Origin of the sequence: Shewanella sp. A32 (genome assembly GCF_029167175.1) — a bacterium.
GTDB classification, from domain to species: domain Bacteria; phylum Pseudomonadota; class Gammaproteobacteria; order Enterobacterales; family Shewanellaceae; genus Shewanella; species Shewanella yunxiaonensis.
This window is the reverse complement of the sequence record NZ_JARFTS010000009.1, coordinates 1-22,132: the sequence shown is the minus strand read 5'-3', so window position 1 is coordinate 22,132 and position 22,132 is coordinate 1. Positions and strand designations below refer to the sequence as shown.

Annotated in this window: 18 protein-coding genes and 2 tRNA genes; 12 read left to right on the top strand and 8 right to left on the bottom strand. The window is 46.1% G+C overall.

Annotated features, from left to right (window positions below; all coding sequences use genetic code 11):
• The first annotated feature begins 3 nt into the window (after positions 1–3).
• Both mdoH and PY479_RS08775 read left to right on the top strand, forming a co-directional pair.
• Positions 4–2,205, top strand: coding sequence for a glucans biosynthesis glucosyltransferase MdoH (gene mdoH / locus PY479_RS08780; RefSeq protein WP_275483520.1), 2,202 nt, complete (start codon positions 4–6; stop codon positions 2,203–2,205).
• A 163-nt stretch (positions 2,206–2,368) separates the two neighbouring features.
• Complete coding sequence (locus PY479_RS08775) at positions 2,369–4,135, top strand: acyl-CoA dehydrogenase C-terminal domain-containing protein (RefSeq protein ID WP_275483519.1); 1,767 nt, start codon at positions 2,369–2,371, stop codon at positions 4,133–4,135.
• 33 nt (positions 4,136–4,168) lie between these two features.
• Here PY479_RS08775 and dacB read toward each other — a convergent pair whose 3' ends face one another.
• Entirely contained in the window at positions 4,169–5,656 is a 1,488-nt protein-coding gene (gene dacB / locus PY479_RS08770; protein ID WP_275483518.1) for a D-alanyl-D-alanine carboxypeptidase/D-alanyl-D-alanine-endopeptidase, read from the bottom strand.
• Entirely contained in the window at positions 5,646–5,810 is a 165-nt protein-coding gene (locus tag PY479_RS08765) for a hypothetical protein (RefSeq protein WP_212596444.1), read from the bottom strand. Before PY479_RS08765 ends, dacB begins: the two co-directional genes overlap by 11 nt.
• A 321-nt stretch (positions 5,811–6,131) precedes the next feature.
• On the opposite strand from PY479_RS08765, the gene pssA reads away from it, so the two are divergent.
• Both pssA and PY479_RS08755 read left to right on the top strand, forming a co-directional pair.
• Entirely contained in the window at positions 6,132–7,439 is a 1,308-nt protein-coding gene (pssA, locus tag PY479_RS08760; protein ID WP_275483517.1) for a CDP-diacylglycerol--serine O-phosphatidyltransferase, read from the top strand.
• A 1-nt stretch (position 7,440) separates the two neighbouring features.
• Positions 7,441–8,244: a tRNA-uridine aminocarboxypropyltransferase gene (locus PY479_RS08755; RefSeq protein ID WP_275483516.1), complete on the top strand. Its 804-nt coding sequence runs from the start codon at positions 7,441–7,443 to the stop codon at positions 8,242–8,244.
• A gap of 4 nt (positions 8,245–8,248) precedes the next feature.
• On the opposite strand, the gene PY479_RS08750 is transcribed toward PY479_RS08755, so the two are convergent.
• On the bottom strand, positions 8,249–8,944 hold the full coding sequence (locus PY479_RS08750; protein ID WP_212596447.1) for a tRNA/rRNA methyltransferase: 696 nt from the start codon (positions 8,942–8,944) through the stop codon (positions 8,249–8,251).
• Positions 8,945–9,151: 207 nt separating this feature from the next.
• Between PY479_RS08750 and dmeF the strand changes: the two genes are divergently transcribed.
• The 3 genes from dmeF to PY479_RS08735 all read left to right on the top strand — a co-directional run bounded on the left by dmeF (position 9,152) and on the right by PY479_RS08735 (position 12,427).
• Positions 9,152–10,213: a CDF family Co(II)/Ni(II) efflux transporter DmeF gene (dmeF, locus tag PY479_RS08745; protein ID WP_275483515.1), complete on the top strand. Its 1,062-nt coding sequence runs from the start codon at positions 9,152–9,154 to the stop codon at positions 10,211–10,213.
• Between the two features lie 18 nt (positions 10,214–10,231).
• Positions 10,232–10,660: a MarR family transcriptional regulator gene (locus tag PY479_RS08740; RefSeq protein WP_275483514.1), complete on the top strand. Its 429-nt coding sequence runs from the start codon at positions 10,232–10,234 to the stop codon at positions 10,658–10,660.
• Positions 10,661–10,801: 141 nt separating this feature from the next.
• On the top strand, positions 10,802–12,427 hold the full coding sequence (locus PY479_RS08735) for a phosphoethanolamine--lipid A transferase (RefSeq protein ID WP_275483513.1): 1,626 nt from the start codon (positions 10,802–10,804) through the stop codon (positions 12,425–12,427).
• Between the two features lie 60 nt (positions 12,428–12,487).
• Here PY479_RS08735 and PY479_RS08730 read toward each other — a convergent pair whose 3' ends face one another.
• From PY479_RS08730 to PY479_RS08715, 4 genes are all read right to left on the bottom strand, one after another.
• Positions 12,488–15,178 carry a bifunctional acetate--CoA ligase family protein/GNAT family N-acetyltransferase gene (locus PY479_RS08730; RefSeq protein ID WP_275483512.1) on the bottom strand — a complete coding sequence of 897 codons (2,691 nt, stop codon included), beginning with the start codon at positions 15,176–15,178 and terminating at the stop codon, positions 12,488–12,490.
• Between the two features lie 755 nt (positions 15,179–15,933).
• Positions 15,934–16,010, bottom strand: a tRNA-Val gene (locus PY479_RS08725).
• An 18-nt stretch (positions 16,011–16,028) separates the two neighbouring features.
• A tRNA-Val gene (locus PY479_RS08720) sits at positions 16,029–16,105 on the bottom strand.
• A gap of 158 nt (positions 16,106–16,263) precedes the next feature.
• Positions 16,264–17,628, bottom strand: coding sequence for an MATE family efflux transporter (locus PY479_RS08715; protein WP_275483511.1), 1,365 nt, complete (start codon positions 17,626–17,628; stop codon positions 16,264–16,266).
• Between the two features lie 28 nt (positions 17,629–17,656).
• Here PY479_RS08715 and PY479_RS08710 point away from each other — a divergent pair, with 28 nt between their 5' ends.
• Positions 17,657–18,277, top strand: a complete 621-nt coding sequence (locus PY479_RS08710) for a riboflavin synthase subunit alpha (protein WP_275483510.1) — start codon at positions 17,657–17,659, stop codon at positions 18,275–18,277.
• Between the two features lie 11 nt (positions 18,278–18,288).
• Here PY479_RS08710 and PY479_RS08705 read toward each other — a convergent pair whose 3' ends face one another.
• Positions 18,289–18,489, bottom strand: coding sequence for a CPXCG motif-containing cysteine-rich protein (locus PY479_RS08705; protein ID WP_212596454.1), 201 nt, complete (start codon positions 18,487–18,489; stop codon positions 18,289–18,291).
• A gap of 395 nt (positions 18,490–18,884) precedes the next feature.
• Between PY479_RS08705 and thrS the strand changes: the two genes are divergently transcribed.
• The 4 genes from thrS (at position 18,885) to rplT (ending at position 22,006) form a co-directional block, all read left to right on the top strand.
• A complete protein-coding gene (gene thrS, locus PY479_RS08700; RefSeq protein ID WP_275483509.1) occupies positions 18,885–20,813 on the top strand; it encodes a threonine--tRNA ligase in 1,929 nt (642 codons plus the stop codon).
• A gap of 3 nt (positions 20,814–20,816) precedes the next feature.
• Positions 20,817–21,359 (top strand): translation initiation factor IF-3, encoded by a 543-nt coding sequence (infC, locus tag PY479_RS08695; protein WP_212596584.1) that lies wholly within the window; start codon positions 20,817–20,819, stop codon positions 21,357–21,359.
• 77 nt (positions 21,360–21,436) lie between these two features.
• Complete coding sequence (gene rpmI / locus PY479_RS08690) at positions 21,437–21,631, top strand: 50S ribosomal protein L35 (RefSeq protein ID WP_011759880.1); 195 nt, start codon at positions 21,437–21,439, stop codon at positions 21,629–21,631.
• A 15-nt stretch (positions 21,632–21,646) separates the two neighbouring features.
• Positions 21,647–22,006 carry a 50S ribosomal protein L20 gene (gene rplT / locus PY479_RS08685; protein ID WP_133039520.1) on the top strand — a complete coding sequence of 120 codons (360 nt, stop codon included), beginning with the start codon at positions 21,647–21,649 and terminating at the stop codon, positions 22,004–22,006.
• Positions 22,007–22,132: the final 126 nt, after the last annotated feature.

Here is a 22,132-nt window from a genome sequence, read left to right as displayed (position 1 = left end):
AAGATGTTGCAGGATAATTTGCTGACCGAAACTGCCCCCAAGTTGCAGGGGGACAGTGCAATGCCACCGGAAAGACCGGCTCCTATGCCAGAGCAGAGTCTGAAATCATTGTCCGTCGGTTTCCCGCGGCAATGCACCACTGCTGGCGGTGTGACCTCAAAAGTGTCGCGGCGAGTCATGGTTGTAGGTTCTGCATTATTGCTGTCAACTTTTGCGATATATGAAATGTTGCAAGTATTCAGCGTCGCGGCAGTGACACCGCTGGAATACTTGGTACTGCTGCTGTTTGCCATCAATTTCTGTTGGATCGCTTTAGCTTTCTGTAGTGGTGTGGCTGGTTTTGTAGCATTGATTAAACGACGTTTTGTTAAAGCAAAAACTCAGTCTGTAAAAGTGCTCACCGATAATGTCGCTATCTTAATGCCGACCTATAACGAACAGCCTGATCGCGTGTTTTCTGCTGTTGAAACAATGGCGTTGGATCTCCGCGAATATACGAAAGACACTCAGGAGTTTCAGTGCTTTTCGTGGTTTATTCTTTCTGATACTACGGATCCTACGATTGCACTTGCAGAGGAACAGGCCTTTTGGTTACTCCGGAAAAGACTTGATGGCCGCGCGAACGTTTACTATCGTCGGCGCCGCAAAAATACCGCGCGTAAATCAGGAAATGTTGAAGATTTTTGTACACGGTGGGGCAGCGCATACACCAGTCTGTTGGTGCTAGATGCCGACAGCTTGATGCAAAGTCAATGTATTGTGGAACTGGGACGGCGGATGCAAGCCGATCCCGATGCCGGACTCATCCAGACCATTCCCTATTTAGTAAAAGGGGTAACGCTGCTAGCGCGTCTGCAACAGTTTGCTGCACGTTTCTACGGCCCGGTGATTGGTACCGGGCTCGCCTGGTGGGTGCAGAAAGAGGGCAACTTCTGGGGCCACAACGCTATCATCCGTACTGAAGCCTTTATGCAGGCGGCTGGCTTGCCCGTGTTAAAAGGTAAACCACCGTTTGGTGGCCATATCCTCAGCCACGATTTTGTTGAGGCAGCGTTAATCAGACGTGCTGGCTGGAGCGTTAAAATTGCCGCCGATCTGCCTGGTTCCTTTGAAGAATGTCCGCCTTCGATTATCGATATGGCAGTACGAGACCGTCGTTGGTGCCAGGGGAACTTGCAACATACGCGAGTGTTGCCCGCTAAAGGACTGCACTGGATCAGTCGGTTACATTTGGTGACCGGGATAATGTCCTATTTATCGTCACCATTTTGGTTGTTACTGATCCTTTCTGGGTTATTGCTGGCCTTGCAGGCACACTATATCCGTCCGGAATATTTTACCGACCAGTTCTCATTGTTCCCTAAATGGCCAGTGATGGACTCAGACCGCGCATTACGCTTGTTTTATATCACCATGGGTATTCTGTTTGGGCCAAAAATCTTTGGTACCTTGTTATTGCTGACCGATCGTCAATATGTCAGCGTTTTGGGTGGCCGATTACGCATTATGACCAGCATCCTATTGGAAATTCTGGTGTCAGCATTAATTGCCCCCATTATGATGTTTATCCATTGTGGGGCAGTGTTTGCCATTATTTCCGGGAAAGACAGTGGCTGGGCACCGCAACGTCGTGATGATGGCAGCTTGCCCTGGTCTGATGTGATTTATCGTCACCGATATCATGTGCTGGCAGGGATCTTACTGGGTTATGCCGCATATCTTGATTCCTGGACACTGTTGGCATGGATGTCACCAGCGCTTATCGGGTTATGGATTGCCATTCCATTATCAGCATTTACCGCCTCACAAAAAGTCGGTAAATGGTTTATGGCTAAACATCTGTTAGCCACACCTGAAGAGGTTGAGCCGCCGAAGATCCTATTAGCGGCGGCAAACGCCCGCGATGAGTATGAGGCTTCTCTGAAAGAAATCTGGAATGTCAGGATGTTACTCGATAAACCAGAACTGATGGAGTTGCACATGCAAATTATGGATAAGCTGCCAACTCATGTCCCAGGTGGGAAGATTGAATCCATGGACGCGATAGCCCGCGTAAAAGTGCAAGAAGCACAAACTCAGGATGCGCTGTTAGCCAATCTGGATAACAAGGAGATGGGTTATATTTTGGGTAATCCATTGCTACTGCAGACGATGCAACGCTTGCCTAAATCTATTACTGAAAGTGACCTTGTCAGCATTTGCTAAATAGAAAAATTTCAAAGAGCCGGCATATTGCCGGCTTTTTGTTATCGGAGTGACTGTTCTGTTTGTGAGCAACCTTGTTGTTTTTATCGTTGCTGTTTGCCAAATCCAAGAGTTCAGGATAAATTAAAACACTTGTTTAAATTTTAATACAGGCCGTAGAACGATGATCCCATTTCAAGCCCCTACCGAAGAAATGAACTTTTTGTTGCGACAAGTTTTTGATGCTGCAGCAGTTTGGCAGGGGTTGCCTGCTATCGCCGAATTATTGGATCTCGACACGGCCACCGCCATTTTAGAAGAAGGGGCTAAGTTTTGTGCTGAGCAGATCCAGCCGCTGAATCAACCCGGTGATACGCAGGGCGTAAGCTTTAATGGTTCAAGTGTAAAAACCCCAGACGGTTATGCAGCGGTATTCCGTCAGTACGCTGAAGGCGGTTGGGTAGGGCTTTGCGGCGAGCCCGAATATGGTGGCATGGGAATGCCTAAAATGCTTGGCGTTCTGCTAGATGAAATGGGCTATAGCGCCAGTAACGCTTTTACCTTGTATGCCGCACTCACCGCTGGTGCGGCATTGTGTATTCATGCCCATGGCTCGGAAGCACTTAAAGCGCTCTACCTTCCTAAATTGTATTCTGGAGAGTGGGCCGGGGCGATGGATATGACAGAACCTCAATCCGGTTCTGATCTGCGTACAATTGCTACTCGCGCAGTGCCGCAGTCTGACGGCAGTTATCGGATCAGTGGTAGTAAGATGTTTATTACCGGCGGTGATCATGATCTAACCAGCAACGTAATCCATTTGGTACTCGCAAAAATTCAAGGAAGCGACGGGATCTCCCTGTTTCTGGTGCCCAAATTCAAAGTAACTGCAGACGGAGAGATTGGCGATGCCAATGGCGTAACTGTCGGTGCGGTTGAACACAAGATGGGCCTTAAAGGTTCTGCTACCTGTGTTATGAATTATGACGATGCAGAAGGGTATCTCATAGGCCGTGCGAACCGGGGATTAGTTTGTATGTTCACCATGATGAACTACGAACGTCTGTCTATTGGTATTCAGGGCTTGGGAAGTGCACAGATGGCTTATCAACTATCAGCCAGCTATGCCAAAGAGCGCTTGCAGGGATTAGCCGCGGGTGGTTCGCCAACTGGCGCTAAAGCTGACCCCATCATAGTTCATGGTGATGTTCGTCGTATGCTACTGAATATAAGAGCATTAACGGATGCCGGACGCGCACTTGCTGTCATGACGGGAATGCAACTGGATAAAGCAAAATATGCGGCAGATAGCGAAGAGCAGCAGCAAGCAACCCGCTTTGCCGCACTGTTAACTCCAGTCGCAAAAGCTTTTTTAAGTGATAGAGGTTTTGACGCATGCGTTACCGCTCAGCAGGTATTTGGCGGTCATGGTTATATTGGTGAAACTGGCATCGAGCAATTAGTACGAGACACTCGGATCGCGCAGATATATGAAGGCACCAATGGCATTCAGGCGATAGATTTTCTGGGAAGAAAGCTGGTAGGTGATAACTTAGCCACGGTAACCGAGTTTTTCAGTTGGCTGCAACAGCAGCAATCCTGTGACGAGGTGTTTGCCAGTCAAAAACAACAATTGCAACAATTACAGCAACGTTTTGTAGATGTTATCGCCGCAGTTAATCAACAGAAACATGATCAACCTGCACTGATTAATGCGGTAGCCGTGGATGCCTTAGATGCTTTCGGTTATCTGCTCTATGGTCATTTCTGGTTGATGATGGCGGATAAGTCACTAAAAGCGGCAGCTCAATTGCCTGTTGCCTTCGTGCAACGCAAGCAACAACTGATGCAGTATTACTTCGCAAAATTACTGCCACGAGTTTCACTACATCTGGATGTAGTGACTGCCGGGGATGAGACCATAATGCAGCTCAGCGCTGACGATTTCTAACCGCACAAGATTATACAATAGGTGGTGCTTGCATCAGCGAGCACTACTTTGTTGCCCCATGGAGGTGTGCACTCCATCTTCAATAATCTGGTGCTGAAGGGAAGGCATCACCACGGTAATAAAATTGTGTTTGGCCTTTTCTTCTTTTGGGCTGAGGCCGTTTTCCATAACCACAATCAGATAGCGATTTTTATCCTGTGGTGCATCACCCGATAAAAATCCGGCAAGATTTTGTACACCACTCATACTGCCAGTTTTGGCCACCACGGCACCGCGTAAAGGCTTTTGGGTGAATGGGCGTTTATATTGCAATGTACCGCTGATCCCGGCTTTAGGTAACACCTCTGTCAACCATTGCAAAGATGGCCGAGTTTTGATTTGTATCAGTAAGCTGGCTAACTGTCTGGCACTTAAGAGGTTGTAACGCGATAACCCTGAACCGTCGGCAATACTACTGCTGTCTAACACGACATCTAATTGCGCCAGGGTTTCCTTTACGACTCGAGTACCCGCCGCAAAACCGGCGTGTTTGCCAAAACGTTGTTGCCCGACTTGTTTCAACAGGGTATCGGCAATCAGATTGTCTGAATCCAATAGCATTTCACTAATAAGTTCACTTAATGGCGTGGATTGATGGTCACTCAATAACGTAGCGGTTGCTGGAACGTTATCGGCAGCGTTGACCGTCCCGGTAAGCTTGAATTGGTGTGTATAGATATCAGTCACGACATCACGTGCATATTGTAGTGGGTTATTAACGGCTATTGCTAATGGAGCAGGGGCCGTCCCGGCATAACAACCACCTAACAGGTAATGGTTATCGGGTAGTCGTTCCAGTGATAGCTGGCAAAATGACTGTTGATGGTCCGCATCAAAACGGGCATTGGAGCTAACGGTGATGGGCGCAGGCAGAAGCGGTTTTACCTTGGTAAGACCGTCCGGTTGCTGAACCAACATCGCCTTAATACAGTTTTGATCAACGATAAAACTGGATACCGGCGCAGCGTAACAGATCCCCAAATCATCCCAGACCCAACCTGGCGCTTGCCATTGGCTGTCATTACTGCCGATCAGCACAACATTGCCGTCAATTTCATTAATGCCGGACGCAGCAAGCTGATGTGCCATTTGCGCAAGTTGTGCACGGGTAAGCCTCGGGTCGCCCTCAAAACGGAGATACAGATCCCCTTTAATGACGGATTTTTCGACCTTGCCATCTGTCAATAGGGTGGTGTGAAAGGTGAAATCTTCCCCCAATACTTGCCAGGCAGTTACCGCCGTCAGCAACTTTTGGGTACTTGCTGGCAGCATGAGCACATCAGCATTATGACTGACCAGCACTTCACCGCTATGGGTATCCTGTACCCACAATGCTGTCTGAGAGTCTTTCGGAAGTAATGGCTGTAACCAAGCTGAAAGCGGGGCGGCTAAGGCTGTATTAAAGGTTGTGGCCGATAAAATCGACCACAATACTAGCGCTTTGAAGTGCCAGCGGCGTGCTGGATGATTATTAAGAGTCATCCTTTTCCATTAATCGATAAAATTTGAGTGTGACAAAGATAACTAAAGCGATATAGAGCGGTAGCACTAGAGGCCCGAGCCAATCTTTGAAATGAAAGATCCCCCAGGCGGCAACTAACGTAAGTAAAAGAGGTACCCAAATCTGTCGCTTCATAATAAATCCTGTTTTACAGCTATAAACATAATGGCTTAACTAGAATCAAATCTCTAGCTGCGAATCTTTGGTGTGATTTGACCTCGTTGCAATCATTTTACTGTGATCTGTAACGCAAGCGCACACTAATTGTACAAAACAGGAGCAATTCTGCCGCATCTGCTTCTCGTTCCGGGAGAAAACGCTTGCTCCGTTGGTCACAAGTGAGTAAGTTCTATTGCCTTAAATCCGCCGTCGTTACATTAACGGCTTTTTTATTGTGGTCTCCCTGAAAGGTAAAGGGATCATACGGTTCGGGATAGATTGTTGTAGGAGGATGCCTTGCTGGATCAGCTGGGTGGAATTGCCATAGCTGCTGATGATATTCAGTGGTTGATGACCCCAAAAAATTTCAAGGATACCCTTATTGACAGAATCCTTGCTGCGCAGCAAGTCATTTATATTGCAGCATTGTATCTTGAAGATGATGAGGCCGGACGTGAGGTGTTAGAAGCGTTACTTACTGCTAAGGTACGTCGTCCACAACTTGATATCAAGGTATTGGTTGATTTTCACCGTGCCCGTCGTGGCCTGATTGGCCATAAAGGCGATGGCGGTAATTATCGTCTATACCGGCAGTTGATGAGTAAAGCAGCGCAACCATTCACAATTTATGGGGTGCCGGTAAAGTCTCGAGAATTCCTTGGGGTTCTGCATCTCAAAGGTTTCGTCATTGATGACGCGGTTATCTATAGTGGTGCCAGCCTCAATAATGTCTACCTGCAACAACATGAGCGTTACCGTTTAGATCGTTATTACTTGCTTGAGTCTAAAGAACTCGCTTGCAGTATGCGTAACATGATTGACGAATTTATCTTGTCGCATAGCGCTGTGGTAAGTTTGAGTGACAATAATGATCGCGTGCCTGAGCGCCATGAACTGCGAAGTTTTAAACAGCAGCTTGCCAGTGGCTATTATCGGTTTAATGCACAGTATTCTCCATTACGTATTACGCCGATGGTTGGTCTGGGGCGTAAACAAAACCCGTTGAATAACACTGTGTTACAAATGGTCAAAGAGTCTCGTCATTCATTGTTTGTTTGTACCCCATATTTCAATCCACCGTATCTATTGATGCGCGCCATCGCTAAACATTTACATGATGGTAAGCGTCTGGATATTGTGGTGGGCGATAAAACGGCAAACGACTTTTTTATTCCAGATGATCAACCGTTCTCCACCATTGGGGCATTACCCTATCTCTATGAGCAATCATTGAGAAAGTTTGCGAAGCGCCAGCAATGGGCGATTGATAAAGGATTGCTGAAGATTCATTTGTGGAGTCATGAGCGCAATAGCTTCCACCTCAAAGGCATCAGCATGGATGAACGCAAACACTTGCTGACCGGAAGTAATCTCAATCCACGCGCATGGGCGCTCGACCTGGAAAATGGTTTGCTGCTGCATGATGAACAGCAGACTCTGGCGTCAAAATTTCAGGAAGAACAGCAACAGCTACTGCGATACACCCGCCAGATTAAGCATTACAGTCAACTGGAAACGCTGCAGAATTATCCGGCTGCAGTAAAAAAAATCCTGACACGTATTCGGCGTTTACGTGCGGACTTTTTCTTAAGACGCATTCTGTAACATGACGATATCGTTACTTGCCTCTGTGCCAACTGAGACTGCAGTAGCGATGCACGCAGTGCACCGACTGCATGCTTATCGGCAGGCGATTGCGACTAAGCCTTATGCTTCACGCGGTATGAAAGTGAAACGTTGTCCGTTCTGCCTGCTGCCTGCTGAGGTGTGTACCTGTGCCAGTCGTAAGCTTCTGGCCACTGATTCAGCGTTTGCGCTAGTAATGTATGACACAGAAGTACTGAAGCCAAGCAACAGCGGTAGATTGATTGCGGACCTGATCCCCGACACTCATGCATTTTTATGGTCTCGGACTCAGCCTGACCGTCACCTGTTACAGTTATTAACGGATCCTACGTATCAGCCATTTGTGGTCTTTCCTGGCGATTATGCATTACCTGGACAGCAAGTTATTGAAGTATCGCCGACGACATCTTCACTAAAAAATTCGTTTCCTGACGGTAAAAAACCTTTGTTTGTGTTACTTGATGGCTGCTGGCGTGAAGCGGTGAAAATGTTCAGGAAAAGCCCTTATCTGCAGCAATTGCCAGTATTGTCATTTCATCCTGATACATTGGCAGACTATCAATTGCGTAAAGGCCAACGAGACTTTCAACTTGGCACCGCGGAAGTTGCGTCACTAGTTTTAGAGGTGTGGGGCGAATCGAACAATGCGCGGGCAATGCAATTGTGGTTTCGGGTATTTGTTGAATCTTCAATGTGGAGTCGCAGCGCTCGTTCTCCTGAGTGTTTAGCGCGAAGACAAACGCTGCTTGAAGAATTCAATCAGTTATTCACTGCGAGCAAATAATTCGCTAGGTTAATTTTTTCAAAATATCACTAAATAGCTGATGTGCCATCTTGATATCCCGATCACCAAATTGACAGAGTGTCTCCTCCAGCCAACGTTTCAGCTTGGTATCTTCCTCTATCTGCAACTGAGCGAATAATCGTGCAGATTTTTCAACAAGCGCACTCAACTGGGGTTGCTCGGCATCGTGCTGATGTATTCCGGGCGTAATTTTTGATGTTAAAAATGCCTGCCCCAATTCATAAGCGTACACCATGACTGCTTGCGCCAGGTTGAGTGAAGGGTACTCCTGTGCTAACGGGATATAACTCAATAGATCACAGAGTTCCAGATCACTATTACTTAAGCCGCTGGCCTCACAGCCGAAAACAATGCCGACATTGGTCAACGATTGCTGTTGCTGACTTAATGCATTAACCATTTTTTGTGGTGTCAGATATTCCCGCAAATTACCGCGTTCCCGCGCGGTGGTCGCGATTAACAGATCAAACTCATCGGCAATTGAAGCTAATGACGGCGCTTCTCGAATATTTTCTAGAATATCGACTGCACCACAGGCGACCCATCCAGCTTCATCTTCTCTGTGTGCCAATGAATGCACGACAACTAAGTCATTAAATCCCTGAGTTTTGATAGCTCGTGCGGCAGCGCCAATATTCGCTGCACGGGCAGGGGACACTAATATAAAACTGATGTACATCAGCTAAATCCGTCGTTTTCTGATAGGAATAATTATACGCTTTTTGGGCGGTTAAGCCCATTTTCGATAACATAAACGACTACAACTCAAAATGTGCGTTATGCCGGCTTTTATCAAACAAATCGAACAATTGCTTGCAATTAGCCTCCAGAAAAAAGATAGTTCGTATATCAAGTTATTTGATTATCAAACTAATAGGCGAATTTTATGACTGCCGAATTTCACACTACGGCTCGTTGGCAACAAGCGCATGATTTTAACAAAGAAAATCTAAGCGGCGAGCGCAGTACAAAATGGGTATTAGCGTTAACTGTGGTGACGATGTTGGCGGAAATCATTGCCGGAACGGTTTACGGTTCGATGGCGTTATTAGCTGACGGCTGGCATATGGGAACCCACGCTGCGGCGTTCATGTTGACCCTATTTGCGTATACCTACGCCAGAAAAAATGCAACTAATCCGAGATTTGCGTTTGGTACTGGCAAAGTAAGCGTGTTGGGAGGCTTTACTAGTGCTGTTGCATTGGGATTGGTCGCGTTGGTTATGGTGATTGAATCGGTTTATCGATTGTTTGCGCCGGAGGCTATTCATTTTAATCAGGCAATATTGGTGGCGGTTATCGGCTTGACAGTGAACATTGTCAGTGTGTTTTTGTTAAAGGATCACCAAGGACATGACCATGGGCACGATCACGGCCATAGCCATCACCACGATGACCACAATCTTAAAGCCGCTTATTTTCATGTATTGGCCGATGCGCTGACGTCACTGATGGCTATCGCGGCGCTATTAGCGGGTAAATATATGGGGGCGAATTGGCTCGACCCGGTAATGGGAATCGTCGGTGCCGTCATTATCAGCCGTTGGGCTTGGGGATTAATTAAACAAACTAGCCCTATTTTACTTGATGCCAGTACAGAACCTGATTACGCCTCGCAGTTGGTAAGACGTATCGAGGCAGAAGGTGACCACAAAGTCACTGATCTTCATCTCTGGAAAGTCAGCGCTGACCACCATGCCGCTATGATTTCCTTAGTGAGTCATAAGCCTAAAGATACTGACTATTATCATGATTTACTGGCTGATTTTTCTCAGATTGACCATTTGACGATTGAGGTTAACCGTTGCGATGATTGCACCGAAGCAGAACATCCTCGTAATAGTTGCAACGGTAGTGGTTGCTGTCATCATGCTACTGACCATGACCATGACCATGACCATGACCATGACCATGACCATGACCATGACCATGACCACCATCATCATTAACCCATAGTGGAGCTACTAATGAGCGCTGAGTACCAACTGGATCAGGATATCAACCACGCCATTATTGAGTTTTACGAGCGTTTGTCATCTTGGGAACAAAGTGTCGTGAGGGATCAAGGGGTGTCGCTCGCGCAGGTACACACAGTTGAGATACTCGGTGCCAATGGCTCTATGCGGATGAAAGAGTTAGCCGATAAGCTCGGCATCACTACGGGTACGTTGACAGTGCAGATTGATCGACTAGTAAAACTCGGACTAGTTGAGCGTCAACCCTCTGCCAAGGATCGACGCTCGGTTGAGGTTTTGCTGACAGAAAAAGGCCAGCAAATGTTTGCTGAGCACGACCAACTGCACTTGCAGTTAACCCGTGAAATGACCGCAGTATTTGATGATACAGAGTGCCATCAGTTATTGACGTTTTTGACCCGCCTGAATGGTACATTCTGAAACATACAACCATAGCCATTTGTTGTTATCCTAACTCACTTAAGTATTTCTTAAGTCGTGATTGTTATAAATTACACTTAATATCTGTAAGCTTGCTTGTCTGAAAATTAAGACAAATTTCTCGTCGTTGTGGGAGCCAAGGTGCTTAAATCGTTATCCGTAAACCGCGTTACTTTCTTGTTGGCGCTGTTTTTCGTCATGATCTTCAATATTCCATTCTTTTCTGTGGTTAAAAAAGGACTTGAACATCAATCTCACATTGATCCGGTATTTGTTGCCACAATCCCAGTCTTTTTGGTTGCAGCACTCGGCTTTCTGTTTTCATTTTTTAGCTTTAAGTATCTGCTAAAACCCTTTTTTATTGCGTTGATATTGTTGTCTTCTGGGGTGTTTTTTGCCGCTTACAAATACGGTGTTGTATTTGATACTGGAATGATTGAAAACACCTTTCAGACTAACAGCGCAGAAGCCTTAACCTATGTGAACTGGGCATCGTTTACCAATTTTGCCTTAACCGGGTTGGTACCTGCATTTTTACTGTATAAGGCAGATATTGAGTACCGCCCGTTCACCAAAGAAATGTTGAGAAAGCTAGTATTTATGCTGGCTAATTTGACGGTAGTGGTGGCTATTGCCTTTGTTTATATGCAGAATTATGCGTCATTTGTTCGCAATAATGATCAGATTAAACACTATATCGTACCAACCTATTTCATTGGTTCTGCATCTAAATACATTTATCAGAACTACCTGCAAGCGCCCATCACCTATCAACAGCTGGGACTGGATGCCAAAGTCATCAAACCTGCGGCAATGAAGGAAGAGAAACCCAAATTATTGGTGTTAGTCGTTGGTGAAACTGCCCGGGCGATGAATTATCAGTATTACGGCTATAATCGACCGACAAATCAGTATACGAAAGATTTAGGCCTGATTGCATTTAACAATGTCCAGTCATGTGGAACCGCAACAGCGGTATCGCTGCCATGTATGTTCTCTCGTATGGATCGTAAAGACTATGAGGCTCGTCAAGCGCGGTCTCAGGATACCGCTGTGGATGTACTGCATCATGCCGGTGTCAACGTATTTTGGGTAGACAATGACAGCGGTTGTAAAGGGGTCTGTGATCGCGTACCAAATTACACCATTGATGTAAATATGGATAAGAAGTTGTGCGATGGTGAATTTTGCAAAGATCAAGTAATGGTCGATAAACTTGATGAATTGCTAACGACCAAAGAGCAACAAAATCAAGATAGATTGATCGTGTTGCACATTGTTGGTAGCCACGGCCCGACCTATTATTTACGTTATCCTGACGATCACAAGCAGTTCACTCCAGACTGCCCGCGTAGCGATATTCAGAATTGTAGCCACAATGAATTGGTCAATACCTACGACAATACCATTCTCTATACTGATTATATTTTGTCGGAGATTGTAAAACGGCTGCAGCAGCAACATATGTATGCCCCAGCAATGATGTATTTGTCAGATCATGGAGAGTCACTGGGTGAGAAAGGGCTGTATTTGCATGGCACACCGTATGGTATCGCGCCAGCCGAACAGACTACCGTGCCTTGGTTATCTTGGATTTCTGCTGGGTATGCTCAGGAAAATGGCCTGAGCGAAAGTTGCCTCAGTGGGTTGCAACAGCGCAGCGGCTATTCGCAGGATAACTTGTTTGATACGCTGTTAGGCTTATTTAACGTCAGCACACAGGTCTATCGACCTAAAGAAGACATCTTTAAGCAGTGTCGCACTTAAGGTTTTGTGATCGGAATCGAAAAGGCTGCTAATGCAGCCTTTTTTGTTGTCATCGACAGTCTACGATTTTGAGAGATCCATATGCATATGGATCAATCGCTCTTCCATATCAAACGTTACTGCAAACCCGAGGCTTTTCGCCAGACTTGCCATATTACGATTTTCAAACATGGTATATCCCGTGAGTACCGGCGTGCCTGCGGCGCGAAAATAACGAATGAGTTTTTCCAGTAACAATTTTCCGATACCAATACCCTGATGAGAACTACGTACCGCCATCGCAAACTCGGCTTCTGTATTATCAGGATCAATCGAGGCACGCACAGCACCGAGGGTGATATCGTCACCAGAATCATCTTTAATGGTGGCAATAAACGCCATTTCTCTGGCGTAATCAATCTGCGTAAGCACTGCCATCTCTTCGTGCGTCATCTGTGAGCGTACACCGAAGTAACGTTTATACCGATCTTCATCTGATAATGAATTATCAAAGGCCAGGTGTTTGGGTTCATCCTCGGGTAAGATGGGGCGTAACATTACTTGCAGACCATTACGCAATGTCGCCGTTTCTTCAAGATCTTTAGGGTAGGGCAAGATGGATAATCGAGCGCTATTGTCTTTGATATCTTCCGTTAACCGCAAATTAATATCCAGCAGGGTGATAGTGTCCCCTGATGCCAAAACGGGGTTTAAATCAAGACCTTCAATTTGTGGACAATCAATCACTAAGCTGGAGATCTGCGTTAACATTCGGCAAATCGCTGCCATATCTAAGCCATTTGGCAAATGTCTGTCGTGGATTTTTCCGGTTTTTAGTGCCTGAATCACCATATAGCGGGACAATGCCATATTGAGCGGGGGTAGGGCCACTGCCGCATCCCGAGTTGGCTCCCATTCAGAGCCTCCTTCCCCGAGCATAATGGCAGGGCCGAAGACCGGATCATTAAGCACTGCTACACGTAACTCTTGCGTGCCAGCCGTCAGTGCCATTTTTTGAACGATCATCCCTTCAATGCGCGCGTCCGGATTTGCCGCCCGTACGCGACTAGTAATGGCTGCGGCTGCATGGCGAACCTCTTCGGCATCCGCCAAATTCAACATAACGCCGTGAACATCAGATTTATGTAAAATATCGGGAGACTGAATTTTAAGGGCGACCGGATAGCCTGCACGTTCTGCGATGACAACCGCTTCGTCCGCATCATTGGCAAACCAGGTATCGATAGTCTTTAGCCCATAAGCACTGAAAACCGCCCGTGCATCATGGGTTTCGAGCACCTTTCGGCCACTTTGTAAGGCTTGCTGCAGAATTCTCCGTGCGGTAGCAGTATCTGAATTGTTGGTCAGCGACTGCGGTACTTCCTGCAACAGTTTCTGGTTTCGACGAAATTCCACCATATGCATAAAAGCGCGAACAGCACCTTCTGGGGTACGATATGTTGGAATTCCCGCCTTAGAAAAGCGTCGACGAGCTTCATATGCGGAATCTTCACCACTCCAGTTAGTCAGCACGTTAACGCGATGCTTTCGAGGATGTTTGCTGACGGCTGAAATGACAGCATCCGCGATGTTGTTGCCATTGCCTAACGCTGAAGGCGAGTGCAGTACTAATACGGCATCTAGTTCATCACTATCCATTAAAATGTTTAGGGCATTGGCATAACGTTCGCCATCTGCATCGCCAATAATATCGACCGGATTTTGCTTCGACCAAGTTGGTGGCAATACCGCAGCGAGTTTGCTTTTAGTCTCTTCTGATAGCTGGGCGAGTTTACCGCCTTTGATGATCAGTTCGTCCACAGAGAGTACGGCCGGCCCACCACCATTACTAAGAATACATAAACGCTCACCATGCAGCGGATTAAGGTGCGCCAGACTTTCAAGAGCGGCAAATAGTTCAACTAAGTCGTTTACTCGCAGCATACCTGCACGTCGAAACGCGGCTTCATACACAGCATCGTTACCTGAGCTAGCACCGGTATGATGGCGGGCAGCGTTACCGCCTTCAGCACTGCGGCCGGATTTAATCACCAGTATGGGTTTGTGTCTGGATGCTGCACGTGCAGCGGAAAGAAACCGTAATCGCTCATTGATGGAATCAATGTAAAGCATGATGGCTGAGGTTTTTGAATCACGTCCGAGGTAATCCAGCAGTTCATCAAAATCGATATCACCGGCATCACCCAGTGAAATAAAAGAGGAAAAACCAATACCTTTGTTATTGGCCCAATCGAGCACTGTGGTGCATACCGCCGCGGATTGTGAAACGAAGGCAATTTTCCCGGGCTGGGCGCTGGTGTGGGCCAAACTGGCGTTCAAACCAAGGTTGGGCAGGATCATTCCTAAACTGTTGGGACCCAGTATCCTCATGCCATAACGTTTACCACTTTCCGTAAGCTTTTGCGCCAAGGTTTGGCCGTCGTCTGCCACACATTGATTCATACCCGATGCAATAATCACCGCCGTTTTGCAACCAAATTGCGCTAACGTTTCTGCTATCTGAGGAACTCGCTCGGCTTTGGTACAGATAATGGCTAAGTCGGGTTTGACTGGTAGTGATTCAATATTGGGGTAGGCCAGCACCCCCATTACGGAGGTGGCATGCGGATTCACCGGCATAATCGGGCCATCAAAGCCGCTACTGAGCAAATTTTTCATCATGATGCAGCCGGCTCTGGCAGGCGAGTTAGACGCCCCAATAACGGCAATAGATTTTGGGGTAAACAGACTGCGGATGCTGCGCTGACTCATAGAGTGTTAGCTCCGTATGCTTGGGAGTTTCGAGCCTATGATTTCATAGCTACCAAACACTAACAATACACCAAAAGTCAAAAAGTTATCTTTTGCTAAATAGGACTACTGAAAGCCCAAGGAAAATAAAAAATGCGGCATGAGCGACTTCACGTTAGTTATGTCATGTCTGAACAGTCGCTGCTTTCTTCGGGTAGCGTGCTTAGCCTCATAATCTCACATCCTAAAATAAAGATTAGGTTTCGACCTTATTAAACAAAAAGCGATGAATCTCGTTTCAACTTTTAGGGCGCAGTTAATCTGGACACTGCATTGTCTATCTGTAACTATCGTGTAATAAGACCGTTAGCCCGAGAGTGTCGTGAAGGGCTTTATCTTGCATAAGACACAAAAAAGTATCGTTTAATCGTGCTGAAGCTATCACCCGCGCTTAACGCCGAAACCCGCTCCAATCTACAGCAATTAAGGGATGAAATATGAGCTTAAAGCAGCTGAGATTAAATCATACAAGCCTGTTGTGATTCGAGATTGTGGTGCTGTCGCTCAAAATGGGAATACTGATTATTATTACGCAATGCGCTTAAATCCAGACAATCGTTATAAGATCTCGAAACTGGGTCTGTCATTTGAAAATGTTTTACCGCTTTCGTCCGACTCAAGAATCCAATGTCGAACCTACCGAGCATGCGATGCGATGTGCATCAACAGAGATATGCAGTAAATAAAAAACCACAGAACCAAAGATGAATTGCAAATGGTACACCCGAGTGGACTCGAACCACCGACCCCTACCATGTCAAGGTAGTGCTCTAACCAGCTGAGCTACGGGTGTATAGAAGGGCAAATTTATTGGTACACCCGAGTGGACTCGAACCACCGACCCCTACCATGTCAAGGTAGTGCTCTAACCAGCTGAGCTACGGGTGTACACTTAACTTCCGAAGGCTAAACTATTCACCAACGGAACGGACGCTATATTAAAGTCCAGCCACTGATCCTGGCAAGTGAAAAAACCTTTTTTTAACGTCGGATGGTGATTTGCTGTGCAACTGCCGGTGTTTTATCAATCAATAGATAATATAGTGTCAGATTTCAATAACATCACTGTGACGTATTCGGCGTTGAATCACTTTAAGACGAACTGCATAAAGCATTGCTGCAGTAGTTAAACCGGCAATTAAACCGCACCAGAAGCCGTAAGCGCCAAGTTTGGGTATGATTAAATCCGTATATGCCAACAGATATCCCAGTGGCATGCCAACCCCCCAATAGGCAAAAAGAGTAATATAAAAAGCACTGCGAGTGTCTTTGTACCCCCGCAATGCGCCCGCTGAAATTACCTGCACTGAATCTGACAGTTGATAAAGCGCTGCCATCAACATCAACCCAGACGCTAATGCAACCACTTGAGGATTTTTGTTGTAGAGCAATGCGATATCTTCTCTTAACAATACCGTCAGTAGTGCAGTACATGCCGCGAGCGAGAACCCTAGAAGTAATCCAGTTTTGCTGACAATTGCGGATTGTTCTGGTTCATTGCGTCCCAAGTAATAGCCGACGCGAATCGACACGGCGATACCAATAGACAATGGCACCATGAACACCATTGATGAAAAGTTGAGTGCTATTTGATGGCTCGCCACTACGTTTGCGCCCAACGGTGCCAGCAGCAGCGCTATGATAGAAAATAAGCTCACCTCAAAAAACAACGCGAGCGCTACGGGCATCCCCAGTTTGCTCATTTGCAGTATTGTTTGCCATTGTGGCCGGACAAACTCGTCGGGTAAGCGTGCCGCTTTAAATTTCGGATGCCATTGCATGTAAATGAGCATACTTAAACACATTGCCCAAAAGACCAATGAGGTAGCAACACCGCATCCTGCCCCCCCCATAGCGGGTAAACCCAAATGCCCATAGATAAATATATAATTTGCAGGAATATTTACTGCGAGTCCTACAAAACCGATGATCATTGCCGGCATCGTGTAAGAAATACCTTCACTACAACTGCGCAGTACTTGATAAATGAGAAACGCTGGCGCGCCCCACAAGATGCCGTGAATATAATTTTCTGTGACGACATAAAGCGCTGGATCTAAGTTCATGTGATCCAGAACAAAACTGGCAGAATTGAGAAACAGCATCACACCGATGGCACCAAATGTGGCAATATAAACCCCTTGATAAGCCAAGGGACGGATCTTGTCACTGTGTCCGGCGCCAAAATGATGTGCAATCATCGGCGTAAAGGTTAGCAATAAGCCATTAACAAACAGTATTGCTGGTAGCCACAGACTAGTACCGATAGCGACGGCAGCCATATCTTTGGCACTCACGCGGCCGGCCATCATGGTGTCAATAAACCCCATCATGGTTTGCGTAACCTGAGCTACCAACACTGGCAAGGCTAATTGAATAATACGTTTGGCATGAAAAGCTAACTGCGCCATGTCTGTCCTTTGAACCAGAGAGTAGAGAATGTTTACAGGTATTGTTCAGGCCTGCTGTAAAGTGCTGGCAATTGAGAAAAAGCCAGGATTGCATACGTTGCAGATCGCGTTACCACCAGAATTACTGGAGGGATTGCAAACGGGAGCCAGTGTAGCCAATAACGGAGTATGTCTCACAGTTACGCGAGTGGGGCATGATAGGGCGTTTTTTGACGTAATGGAAGAGACGCTTAACCTGACTAATCTCGGTAATTTACAAGTTCATGATGACGTGAATATTGAGCGTTCATTGCAATTTGGCAAAGAGATCGGTGGCCATATTCTATCTGGACATATTCATACCCAAGCGAAATTGGTGACCGTTGATCAAACCGATACCCACTATGATCTAACGTTAGAACTGCCGTCGGTTTGGATGAAGTATGTGCTTTACAAAGGCTTTATTGGTATTAATGGATGTAGTCTAACCATCGGAAATATAAAGAACAATTGTTTTGATCTGCACCTTATTCCAGAAACCTTAAGACTCACTAATCTTGGTCGTTATCAACCGGGTATGTTTTTTAATATTGAGATCGATAACCAAACCCAAACGATAGTTGATACCGTTGAGCGAGTATTGGCTCAAAAAGATGTAGCCCAGCGTTAACCCGTAATCCACTAATAAAATTGTTCATCGTCAGCATCAACATGCAATTCAATGCGTTGATGCTGATGATCGATATGCATACGGATGTGGATAGGATTGCAGCAAATTCGGCAATCACTGTAAAACTCTTGATCACCACCGCTGGAGTCAAGTTGCAGTGTCTGTTGGTGCCCACAATATGGGCAGCAGATAGTTTGCTGTTTCATTGACATTACCTCGGTTGATTAACTCTCTTAGAGTATAGATGAGCGGCATCTAATGTGCTGTAGCCGCATCAATGCTCAATTCATTTAAGTGTTATAAATTTCTTGCGCCATAACCTGAAATAATCTTTATGTTTTTCAATGAAATGTTACGAGTACGTCTTTCTCAGAGGATATTTTCAAAAGGTGTAAGGTAACTTTACGAAGGCATCACATTAATGTGAATTAGTGTTAGATTTGGTTGCGTCTACAAAGGCTTATCCATTAAAATCGTCAGCTCGTTTTACCGATGCCAAGGCTCTTGTATTGTCTTTCTCAGTAAAACGCACACGTTTTTTAATTCTGTTTATTTGAATCAGCCAAGTGGCCCTGCGTGTGGGTCACCACTGGACTAAGGATTATTCATGCCTGTTATTACTCTGCCGGATGGAAGCAAACGCGAATTTGCCAATCCTGTCTCGACTCTGGATGTTGCCGCCGATATCGGTCCAGGCCTCGCAAAAGCCTGTGTAGCCGGACGTGTTAATGGTCAGTTGAAAGATGCTTGCGATCTGATCACTGAAGACGCCGAACTCTCCATTATTACCGCTAAAGATCAGGAAGGACTGGAAATTATTCGTCACTCCTGTGCCCACCTTTTGGGACATGCCATTAAGCAATTGTGGCCAGAGACCAAAATGGCGATCGGACCAGTGATCGATAATGGCTTCTACTACGATGTTGATTTAGAACATAAGTTAACACAAGAAGATCTCGATAAACTGGAAGCTCGGATGTTAGAGCTGGCTAAGACTGATTACGACGTAGTAAAACGTGTCGTCAGTTGGCAGGAAGCGCGCGATGCTTTTGCACAGCGCGGTGAACCATACAAAATGGCAATCCTTGATGAAAACATCAGTAAGGATGATCATCCGGCACTTTATCATCATCAAGAATATACAGACATGTGTCGTGGTCCACACGTGCCTAACATGCGCTTATGCCACTACTTCAAACTGATGAATATTGCGGGCGCATACTGGCGCGGTAACTCCGATAATAAGATGTTGCAGCGTATTTATGGTACGGCTTGGGGTGATAAAAAAGCGCTTAAAGCCTACCTGCAACGCTTGGAAGAAGCCGCAAAACGTGACCATCGAAAAATTGGTAAGCAGCTCGATCTCTACCATATGCAAGAAGAAGCACCCGGTATGGTGTTCTGGCATCATGATGGCTGGAGTATTTTCCGTGAACTTGAACGTTTCGTTCGCACAAAGTTAGATGCGTACGACTATCAGGAAGTGAAAGGTCCGTTCATGATGGACCGGGTACTGTGGGAACGCTCAGGTCACTGGGATAAATATTCTGAAGCGATGTTCACCACATCCAGCGAAAACCGTGAATATGCGATTAAGCCAATGAACTGCCCTGGGCATGTTCAGATCTTTAACCAGGGGCTTAAATCCTATCGTGATTTGCCGCTGCGTATGGCTGAATTTGGTAGTTGTCACCGTAACGAACCATCAGGCTCCTTGCACGGTCTGATGCGTGTTCGTGGTTTCACTCAGGATGATGCACATATTTTCTGTGCGGAAGATCAGGTTCAACAAGAAGTTAGTAGTTGTATCAAGATGGTTTATGACATCTATTCAACTTTTGGCTTTCAAAATATCGTCGTTAAGTTGTCCACTCGTCCTGAAAAACGTATTGGCGATGATGCCATGTGGGATCGTGCTGAAGCTGCACTCAAAGAAGCGCTGACTCATAACAATATCGAATACGAAATTTTACCAGGTGAAGGTGCTTTCTACGGGCCTAAGATTGAGTTTACACTGCATGACTGTTTGGACCGTGCTTGGCAATGCGGCACAGTGCAATTGGATTATGCGTTACCTGGACGTTTAGGTGCTACCTACGTGGCTGAAGATAACAGCCGACAGGTACCGGTGATGATCCACCGTGCAATTTTAGGTTCGTTAGAACGCTTTATCGGTATTTTGATTGAAGAATACGCCGGTAAATTCCCAGTATGGCTGGCTCCATCTCAGGTTGTGGTAATGAATATTACCGATAAGCAGTCTGATTATGTTGAAGAAGTCGTCAGTCTTTTCAAGTCTCAAGGCATCCGTGCGTGTAAGGACTTGAGGAATGAGAAAATTGGCTTTAAAATACGCGAGCACACATTGCAACGGGTTCCTTATTTGCTGGTCGTAGGCGATCAGGAAATGGAGAATAGGGAAGTTGCAGTACGCACCCGGGACGGGGTCGACTTAGGCAAGATGAGCATCGATGCTTTTGCAGCCAAAGTAACTAAACAGATTTCGCTCCGTAGTCTTGAATTGTTGGAGGAATAGGTCATAAAGATCAAAAAAACAGCAGGCCGTCAGGCGGCCCCTAATAGAATCAATGATGAAATTACCGGCGTATCTGAAGTACGTTTGGTAGGAGTTGAAGGAGAGGCAATCGGGGTTGTTGGTATCAGACAAGCCCAAGAGCAGGCTGATGATGCAGGTTTAGACCTGGTAGAGATCAGTCCTAATGCCGAGCCGCCTGTATGCCGTATCATGGACTACGGTAAGTTTCTGTTCGATAAGGCTAAAGCCCAGAAAGAACAGAAGAAGAAGCAGAAACAGGTCCAGGTAAAGGAAATTAAATTCCGCCCTGGTACTGACGAAAACGACTATCAGGTAAAACTACGCAACCTGATTCGTTTTCTGGAAGACGGAGACAAAGCGAAAGTTACGTTGCGTTTCCGCGGGCGCGAATTAGCGCATCAAGGGCTAGGTATGGAACTGATGAACCGTATCAAAGCCGATCTTGATGATGTCGCAGTGGTTGAAGCTTTCCCGAAAATGGAAGGCCGTCAAGCTGTGATGGTGCTAGCGCCGAAGAAAAAATAGTAGGGCTATCAAAGTAGTGCGGGATATTCCCAAACTCGCCTTACGTTTTATTAATTATCCCAATGCGGAGTTTTTAAATGCCAAAAATGAAAACTGACCGCGGTGTGGCTAAGCGTTTTAAGAAAACCGCTAATGGTTTCAAACGCAAGCAAGCCCATCTGCGTCACATCCTGACCAAGAAGAGCACCAAGCGTAAGCGTCACCTGCGCGCTAAGTGTTTAGTTGCTAAAGTAGACGTGCCAGCAATTGCACGCCAACTGCCATACGCTTAGTAGGAGGATTGAAAGATGCCAAGAGTTAAGCGTGGTGTAACTGCACGTGCTCGTCACAAGAAAGTTCTGAAACTTGCCAAAGGTTACTACGGTGCCCGTTCACGTACTTATCGCGTAGCGGTACAGGCAGTAACTAAAGCTGGTCAGTATGCTTATCGTGACCGTCGCCAGAAAAAACGTCAATTCCGTCAACTGTGGATTGCACGTATCAATGCGGCTTCACGTCAGAATGGTCTGTCTTACAGCCGTTTCATCAACGGTCTGAAGAAAGCGTCTATCGAAATCGATCGTAAGATTTTGGCAGACATCGCTGTATTCGACAAAGTTGTATTTGCAACTTTGGTAGAAAAAGCAAAAGAAGCACTGGCAAACTAATTAACCAATAATTAGTTGTTGTTGCATTAAAAAGGGGCCATATGGTCCCTTTTTTATTGTCAGCCCAAAACCACCTACTTCAGTAGGTGGTTATCATTCATGAAAGGGCTTTGCCCGTATATCTAC

Bases quoted from the DNA above. Each gene is read 5' to 3' on its own strand.
- mdoH (WP_275483520.1), top strand. From the start codon at position 4: ATGTTGCAGGATAATTTGCTGACCGAAACTGCCCCCAAGTTGCAGGGG.
- PY479_RS08775 (WP_275483519.1), top strand. From the start codon at position 2,369: ATGATCCCATTTCAAGCCCCTACCGAAGAAATGAACTTTTTGTTGCGA.
- dacB (WP_275483518.1), bottom strand. From the start codon at position 5,656: ATGACTCTTAATAATCATCCAGCACGCCGCTGGCACTTCAAAGCGCTA.
- PY479_RS08765 (WP_212596444.1), bottom strand. From the start codon at position 5,810: ATGAAGCGACAGATTTGGGTACCTCTTTTACTTACGTTAGTTGCCGCC.
- PY479_RS08755 (WP_275483516.1), top strand. From the start codon at position 7,441: ATGACGATATCGTTACTTGCCTCTGTGCCAACTGAGACTGCAGTAGCG.
- PY479_RS08750 (WP_212596447.1), bottom strand. From the start codon at position 8,944: ATGTACATCAGTTTTATATTAGTGTCCCCTGCCCGTGCAGCGAATATT.
- dmeF (WP_275483515.1), top strand. From the start codon at position 9,152: ATGACTGCCGAATTTCACACTACGGCTCGTTGGCAACAAGCGCATGAT.
- PY479_RS08740 (WP_275483514.1), top strand. From the start codon at position 10,232: ATGAGCGCTGAGTACCAACTGGATCAGGATATCAACCACGCCATTATT.
- PY479_RS08730 (WP_275483512.1), bottom strand. From the start codon at position 15,178: ATGAGTCAGCGCAGCATCCGCAGTCTGTTTACCCCAAAATCTATTGCC.
- PY479_RS08715 (WP_275483511.1), bottom strand. From the start codon at position 17,628: ATGGCGCAGTTAGCTTTTCATGCCAAACGTATTATTCAATTAGCCTTG.
- PY479_RS08710 (WP_275483510.1), top strand. From the start codon at position 17,657: ATGTTTACAGGTATTGTTCAGGCCTGCTGTAAAGTGCTGGCAATTGAG.
- PY479_RS08705 (WP_212596454.1), bottom strand. From the start codon at position 18,489: ATGTCAATGAAACAGCAAACTATCTGCTGCCCATATTGTGGGCACCAA.
- thrS (WP_275483509.1), top strand. From the start codon at position 18,885: ATGCCTGTTATTACTCTGCCGGATGGAAGCAAACGCGAATTTGCCAAT.
- rpmI (WP_011759880.1), top strand. From the start codon at position 21,437: ATGCCAAAAATGAAAACTGACCGCGGTGTGGCTAAGCGTTTTAAGAAA.
- rplT (WP_133039520.1), top strand. From the start codon at position 21,647: ATGCCAAGAGTTAAGCGTGGTGTAACTGCACGTGCTCGTCACAAGAAA.